The organism is Stenotrophomonas sp. 05L44_2 (genome assembly GCF_056665995.1).
Window position 1 is genome coordinate 1 of record NZ_JBFTNR010000290.1, and the last position, 4,808, is coordinate 4,808.

General features: G+C 67.5%; 6 protein-coding genes. 4 read left to right on the forward strand and 2 right to left on the reverse strand.

The genetic code is table 11. The features are described 5' to 3' along the window. A partial coding sequence (locus tag AC1VAN_RS11565) for a TIGR03862 family flavoprotein (protein ID WP_480985843.1) occupies positions 1–1,162 on the reverse strand: 1,162 nt, incomplete at its 3' end. Beyond that, positions 1,149–1,583 carry an FKBP-type peptidyl-prolyl cis-trans isomerase gene (locus AC1VAN_RS11570; protein WP_025878883.1) on the reverse strand — a complete coding sequence of 145 codons (435 nt, stop codon included), beginning with the start codon at positions 1,581–1,583 and terminating at the stop codon, positions 1,149–1,151. The genes AC1VAN_RS11565 and AC1VAN_RS11570, both read right to left, overlap by 14 nt. A gap of 69 nt (positions 1,584–1,652) precedes the next feature. Here AC1VAN_RS11570 and AC1VAN_RS11575 point away from each other — a divergent pair, with 69 nt between their 5' ends. From AC1VAN_RS11575 to AC1VAN_RS11590, 4 genes are all read left to right on the forward strand, one after another. Next, complete coding sequence (locus AC1VAN_RS11575; protein ID WP_032976499.1) at positions 1,653–2,018, forward strand: DUF6164 family protein; 366 nt, start codon at positions 1,653–1,655, stop codon at positions 2,016–2,018. A 314-nt stretch (positions 2,019–2,332) separates the two neighbouring features. After that, complete coding sequence (locus AC1VAN_RS11580) at positions 2,333–3,100, forward strand: sulfurtransferase (RefSeq protein ID WP_032976500.1); 768 nt, start codon at positions 2,333–2,335, stop codon at positions 3,098–3,100. Between the two features lie 122 nt (positions 3,101–3,222). Beyond that, on the forward strand, positions 3,223–4,218 hold the full coding sequence (locus tag AC1VAN_RS11585; RefSeq protein WP_480985844.1) for an LLM class flavin-dependent oxidoreductase: 996 nt from the start codon (positions 3,223–3,225) through the stop codon (positions 4,216–4,218). Between the two features lie 67 nt (positions 4,219–4,285). After that, positions 4,286–4,783 carry a pyridoxamine 5'-phosphate oxidase family protein gene (locus AC1VAN_RS11590; protein ID WP_480985845.1) on the forward strand — a complete coding sequence of 166 codons (498 nt, stop codon included), beginning with the start codon at positions 4,286–4,288 and terminating at the stop codon, positions 4,781–4,783. Positions 4,784–4,808: the final 25 nt, after the last annotated feature.

Sequence of the window (4,808 nt, forward strand, 5' to 3'; positions counted from 1 at the left end):
GTGCTTCCCAGTCCAGCATCTCTCCGGCGCAGAACACGCCGGGCAAGGCACGCAGCATCAGGCCCTCGTCCAGCGCGTCCAGGCGCACGCCGCCGGCCGTGCTGATCACCTCGGCCATCGGCCGCGGGCGCAGCAGGAGCAGTGGCAGGCGCTTCAACGTGGCGATCACCGCGGCCAGATCGTTGCCGGCATCCTTGCCCAGTGTTTCGAACACCAGCGCGGTCTTCACTGGGTCCAGTCCAGCCTGGCGACGCAGGTGCTCGCCGAAGCTTCGCCCCTTGCGCGGTTGCGAAAGGTCGGCCAGCAGCCGTGCCTCGTCGCGGCCCGGAACCAGGTCCAGCCACAGCGTGGCGTGGCCGTCGCGGTTGAGGGTTTCGCGCAGATCGGCCGACAGGGCGTAGATCAGGCTGCCTTCGATACCGTACTCGCTGGCCACGCACTCCCCTTGCAGGGTGTGCGGCTCACCGTCGAGGCCATGCCAATGTGCGACGACCGGCTTCAGCGGTGCGCCCGCATGGCGCTGCGCGAAGAACGGTGTCCACGCAATATCGAATCCACAGTTGGCCGATTGCAGCGGCGCGATGTCCACGGTGCGGGCCTGCAACGCCGGAACCCAGGCACCGTCACTGCCCAGCTGCGGCCAGCTTCCGCCGCCCAGTGCCAGTACGGTCGCATCGGCGCGCACCTCCAGTTCGCCGTTGTCGGTGGCAAAACGCAGTGCGCCGTCGTCGCTCCAGCCCAGCCAGCGATGGTTGACGTGCAGGCGCACGCCCTGTTCCTTCAGCCGGCGGACCCAGCCGCGCAGCAACGGTGCCGCCTTGCGGTCGACCGGGAACACCCGGCCGGAACTGCCGACGTAGGTCTCCACGCCGAAGCCAGCGGCCCAGTCGCGCAGCGCCTGCGCGTCGAAACCATCCAGCCAGCGGCCGACGCGGGTTGCCTGCTCGCGGTAGCGGCTGTCGAACAGTGGACGTGGGTCGGAATGGGTGAGGTTGAGCCCACCCTTGCCGGCGATCAGGAATTTGCGGCCCGGCGAGCCCTTGGCCTCGTACAGATCGACATCCAGGCCTGCCGCGCGCAGCCGCTCGGCGGCAAACAACCCGGCCGGGCCGCCGCCGATGACGGCGATGCGGCGCGGCGGGCGGACGTCACTGTTGGACATTGAGCAGCTCGACGTCGAACACCAGCGACGAACCTGCCGGAATCGGGCCGACCTGGCGGTCGCCATAGCCGAATTCCGGCGGAATCATCAGCGTGCGCTTGCCGCCGACCTTCATGCCGGCGACGCCTTCATCCCAGCCACGGATGACCTGGCCCGCACCCAGCGTGAAGGTGAACGGCTCGCCGCGCTCGACCGAACTGTCGAAGGTCTTGCCGTGCTTGTTGTCGGCGCGCTCGTCGTAGATCCAGCCGGTGTAATGCACGCTGACCTTCTGGCCCGGCACGGCCTCGGCACCGCTGCCCGGCTGGGTGTCGATGCGCTCGAACGTGGCAATGGTGCCTCCCGGCGGCGGGCCGGACGGCTCCGACGAGCAACCAACGGCGGCGAGGGACAGCAGCAGGGGAAGCAGCAGGCGGCGCATCAGGCGTCTCCAGGGGCGATGAGTCGAGGGCGGCAAGGTTAGCGCATCGGCGCCGGGTATCATGGTGGCATGGCAAAACTCCTGCTCAATCTGCGCAATGTCGGCAACGACGAATATGCCGATGTCTGCACGCTGCTGGACCAGCACGGCATCGCCTGGTACCGCACCGAACCCAGTCCGTGGGGCATCTCCAATGGTGGCCTGTGGCTGCGCGAGGATGCCGACCAGCCGCGAGCCAAGGCGCTGATGGCCGACTACCAGGCGGCCCGCGGCGTGCGGGTCCGTGCCGAGCGCGAACAGGCCTTGCGCGACGGCACTGCCGAGACCTTTGGCAGCCTGTTGCGCCGCCGCCCTGTGTTCGTGGTGCTGGTGCTGCTGGGCATGGCGGTGGCGGCGGCACTGGTGCTGCTGCCGTTCATGCTGCTGCGGGGGTAGAGGGTTCGGCCGGGTTGCACCCGGCACCCGCAGAGGCAACGGCAACAGCAACAGCAACAGCAACAGCAACAGCGGGCGTTCCGTGGTGGGCGGGGCGGTATAGGCAGGCGGGACACGCCGTAGACCCATCCTTGGGGGCTCGATGGCGCCATCCATGGCGCCAACGGTCCCGCCTGCCTATACCGCCCCGCCCCGGACGCGTTCCGGGTGCTGTCGGTAGATGTCGACCTTGGTCGACACTGTGGTAGATCCACGCCATGCGTGGATGAACGGTGGAGGCTGATGCGGGGGCGGTCAGGCGCTAAAATGGCGGGATGATCGCCAATACCGCTGCCTATCATTTCGCCGTCATCGACGCCCCCCAGGCCCTGTGCGACCAGCTGCAGGCGCGTGCCGAGGCGTCCGGCCTGCAGGGGACGATCCTGGTGGCGGGCGAGGGGCTGAACCTGTTCCTGGCGGGTGCGCCGTCCGCGATCGATGGCTTCTACGCGGAACTGCGTGCTGATGCGCGCTTCGCCGATATGCGGGTCAAGACCAGCTTCAGCGAGCACCAGCCGTTCGCGCGGCTGAAGGCCAAGGTCAAGGACGAGATCATCAGCTTCCGTCGTGACGATGGCCAGCCGCTGGACTACCCGCGCGCGCCGGCCATCGATCCTGCCACCGTGCAGCGTTGGCTGCGGCAGGGGCATGATGATGCTGGCAAGCGCGTGGTGATGCTCGATACGCGCAACCTGCAGGAGATCGAGTACGGCACCTTCAAGGACGCGCTGGTACTGCCCATCCACAAGTTCACCGATCTGCCCGAGGCGCTGGCGCCCCATCGTGAAGCGCTGAAGGACAGCACCGTGGTCAGTTTCTGCACCGGTGGCATCCGCTGCGAGAAGGCGGCGCTGTGGATGCTCAACGACGGCATGGACAACGTGCTGCAGCTCGATGGCGGCATCCTCGGCTACTTCGAGGAAGTCGGCGGTGAGGGCTACGAAGGTCGTTGTTTTGTGTTCGACGAACGGGTGGCGCTGGATGCCGAACTGAAGCCGTTGGTGGACGAGCCGTTGCCCGAGCCACGCCCCAGCGCGTTCTGACGCTTCCACATTGGCCTGCGGGCCTGAACCGGCCAGGCAGGAATCAGCGTCCCGCCACCGGCACTGGCCGTGGGGGCAGGGCGACCCCATCAAACGGGGATCTTGTGACGGAAAACCGCCTGATGATCCCGTTGTCGATTCTCGACCTGGCCCCGGTCTGCGAGGGCAGCGATACCACTGCCGCCTTTGCCAACATGCTTGAGCTCGCCCAGCATGCCGATGCGCTGGGCTACCGCCGCTACTGGCTGGCSGARCACCACAACATGCCKGGCATCGCCAGTGCYGCCACGGCGGTGCTGATCGGTCATGTGGCCGGTGGCACCCAACGCATCCGCGTCGGCGCCGGCGGCATCATGCTGCCCAACCATGCACCGCTGCAGGTGGCCGAGCAGTTCGGCACCCTGGCCTCGCTGTACCCGGATCGCATCGACCTCGGCCTGGGCCGCGCACCGGGTACCGACCAGCCGACCGCGCGCGCCCTGCGCCGCTATTTCGACAGTGCCGACCAGTTCCCGCAGGACGTACGCGAGCTGCTGCACTACTTCGAACCGGTGCAACCCGGCCAGGCGGTGCAGGCCGTACCCGGCGGCGGCCTGCGGGTGCCGACCTGGATCCTCGGTTCCAGCCTGTTCGGCGCACGCATGGCCGCCTCGATGGGCCTGCCGTACGCCTTCGCCTCGCACTTCGCCCCCGATTCCATGGATGAAGCGCTTGCGGTGTATCGCCGCGAATTCCGCCCGTCGGCCATGCTCAAGCAGCCGCACGCGATGCTGGCGTTGAACGTGGTGGCCAGTGACAGCGAGGCCGAATCGCGGCGGTTGTTCACCAGCCAGCAGCAGAGCTTCGTCAACCTGCGTCGCGGCCGTCCGGGCAAGATTCCGGCGCCGATCGATGACATCGAAGCGTTCTGGGAACCCCACGAGAAGCTCGGCGTGGAGCGGGCGCTGGCGTGCACCGTGCTGGGTGATCCGCAGCAGGTCGCCGATGGCRTTGCGGCGTTCGTCGAACGCCATCAGCCCGACGAACTGATGCTTACCGCCAACCTGTACGACCACCGCGCGCGTCTTCGCTCGTTCGAGCTGGCAATGCACGCCTGGCATGCCCGCCACGCGGGCTGAACAATTGCGTCACGGCAATTTGCGGTGCGGACGCGTCTGATGGGGACTCCCACTTCCGGAGTCCCCCATGGACGAATCGCGTACCGAGCACATTGCCCAGCTGGCTGAACTGATCAAGGACGTGGAGGTGGCGATGTTCACCACCCGTGGTGTCGATGGACGCCTCTACAGCCGTCCGCTCGGCACCCAGCAGGTCGCCTTCGATGGCGACCTGTGGTTCGCCACTGCGGCCGACAGCCCGAAGGTGGCCGAGATCGCGCTCGACCCGCGGGTCAACGTGGCCTATGCCTCGCCATCGAAGAATACCTATGTGTCGGTAGCCGGCGTGGCACGGATCATCGATGACCGCGCGAAGGTCGAAGAGCTGTGGTCGCCGGCGATGAAGCTGTTCTTCCCGGGCGGCCCGGATGACCCGAGCCTGCGCTTGWTCCACGTGCGTGCAGAGACCGCCGAGTACTGGGACGGACCGGGCACCCTGCTCGGCTCGGCGTTGAGTTTCGTGTTGTCGGCGGTGCAGGATGAGCCGGCACGGTTGGGCGACAACGGATTCATCGATCTGCGTTGATTGCAGCAACCCGCCGGGCATGGCC

Bases quoted from the DNA above. Each gene is read 5' to 3' on its own strand.
- AC1VAN_RS11570 (WP_025878883.1), bottom strand. From the start codon at position 1,583: ATGCGCCGCCTGCTGCTTCCCCTGCTGCTGTCCCTCGCCGCCGTTGGT.
- AC1VAN_RS11580 (WP_032976500.1), top strand. From the start codon at position 2,333: ATGATCGCCAATACCGCTGCCTATCATTTCGCCGTCATCGACGCCCCC.
- AC1VAN_RS11575 (WP_032976499.1), top strand. From the start codon at position 1,653: ATGGCAAAACTCCTGCTCAATCTGCGCAATGTCGGCAACGACGAATAT.